Annotated in this window: 1 protein-coding gene; it reads left to right on the top strand. The window is 45.3% G+C overall.

Features of this window, described 5'->3' with window-relative positions; all coding sequences use genetic code 11:
* Positions 1 to 1,108: 1,108 nt before the first annotated feature.
* Positions 1,109 to 1,657 (top strand): hypothetical protein, encoded by a 549-nt coding sequence (locus AB6A63_RS02220; RefSeq protein ID WP_370431062.1) that lies wholly within the window; start codon positions 1,109 to 1,111, stop codon positions 1,655 to 1,657.
* The last annotated feature ends 156 nt before the right edge of the window (positions 1,658 to 1,813 follow it).

Here is a 1,813-nt window from a genome sequence, read left to right as displayed (position 1 = left end):
GAGACCCGGTGCACTTCCAGAGCTCCTGAGAAGTTAGGATCCCGTCCATATATATCGAGGACGGGATGTTATCCAACCATGGGTATGACCAGACAGAGAAATGTTGGAGAAGGATAAAACCCTTTGGACGGGCCGATAAAGAGGTAAGGATAAAACCCTTTGGATTTACCAATAAAGAGGCAGGGATGAAAACTGCATATTCTCATCGATAACCCTTGGGAAAGAGATATAAAGCTTGAAGAGAAAAAGATGGAGAGGTAGTTATGGATAAGCGTTATTTATCTCGAAGGTTTCAATATAAATCATTACAGTACGCTAAGAGAGATCTTTTCTTAAATTCAGAAAAAACACAAAAGAACTACCTGGATCATCGAAAAAGTTTACCACTGGAAACCTTCGATGGTTTAAACAACTATTTTGCAGGAAATCAAGGATTGTTGAAGGCAAGAAGTTCTGAAGCAACGAAACTACAGCAATAGTTTGGTGGCGTCTGTGGGAAACGACAACAAGTCAAAGCTCCAAGAACTCAATCGCTATGGTTGGATTGAGACCATGTGGTAGTCAGTCACATCAGGGAGGAGAAAGTATAGAGCACGAGAGACCAGAGCATGACCCACCGGTAGAGATGCCTCCGCGGATAGCTTTAATGCATGGAGAACCCTCCATCAAGGAGTCACGACCAATACTGGAGGTTGGTAGGAGAGGGAGACCTCCTGAAACAATGGAGAGACGTTTGGAGCAGAGGTTTGAGCAGTTACAACAGAAAGTTCAAGCTTTAATAGCCTTGATCGCGTCTCAAGCAACTGGGCAAGCCCTCCCACATCAAATCCCCCACGGGAGGCATCCACTTGAAGAGGAGAATCCTCCGGTAATAAATCAGCCCCCATTAAAAGCGGCACGATTGCAAGACAACTTCCCCAAGGGCACGACCCCCGGTAACATCCCCTCGTAGGCAGGTCCCCTCAAGAGGGGACCCGCCAGACCGCATCACGGGTAAAAGTTGAGAATCAAGGAGATAAAGATCACAATGTAGACCTGGTTCAATCTCTGAGCCATTTGGGAGCCCGAAACCTAGATGAAGTGGTGGATTCCCCACCCCTAGAATGAGATGCCAGCTCCCCCGCCACAACATGTTCTCATCCTGGGAACTTCGTTCACAAGAGAGGTTATGGAAGTTTATCTTCCTAGAAAATTCAACCTCCCTAAATTTGACTTGTATGATGGGACAACAGACCCCGAGGAGCAACTCACGAGGTTTCACCACACGATGGCCCTTCTCGAGAAATCAGATGCGTTGATGTGTCGCTGCTTCATCACAAGTCTGGAAGGAGTGGCATTAAAATGGTTCCATAGTCTTCCTAGGAATTCGATAGCAAATTTTGAAGAGTTAACCGCAAGATTGATAGATAGATTTATTACTAGCAGGAAACTCAAACAAGGGCATAATGAGAGCCTCAAGTGCTATATTTCGCGCTTTAGTACCGAACTAACTACAGTTAAAGAATGTGGGCATCGTTTTACTTTGGCAACCTTAACCTCTGGTTTGCATGAAGGGAGATTCAATGATTCCCTAATAATGAATCAACCCTCTGATATGCCAACATTATTAGCCGAGGCTCAAAAATACATCACTATCGAGGACACGAAGAATTCCTAGGGAACAACATAGGAAGAGAAGTCCAAAGGTGTAAGCAAACCCCAGGAGCATAAAGACGAAAGGAAAATGATGAGGAGTCCGGAAAAAGGGACGAGTGCGGGATCTACCCAGAAAGGGGTCTTTTCCTCCTTTCAAAGAAGTTACACCCCTCTTAAC

Origin of the sequence: 'Camptotheca acuminata' phytoplasma (assembly GCF_041276565.1) — a bacterium.
GTDB lineage: Bacteria > Bacillota_I > Bacilli_A > Acholeplasmatales > Acholeplasmataceae > Phytoplasma.
This window is presented reverse-complemented; position numbering and strand designations above follow the sequence as displayed.

What these genes read in the sequence shown, in the direction of transcription:
- AB6A63_RS02220 (WP_370431062.1), top strand. Translation starts at nt 1,109, where the DNA reads ATGCCAGCTCCCCCGCCACAACATGTTCTCATCCTGGGAACTTCGTTC.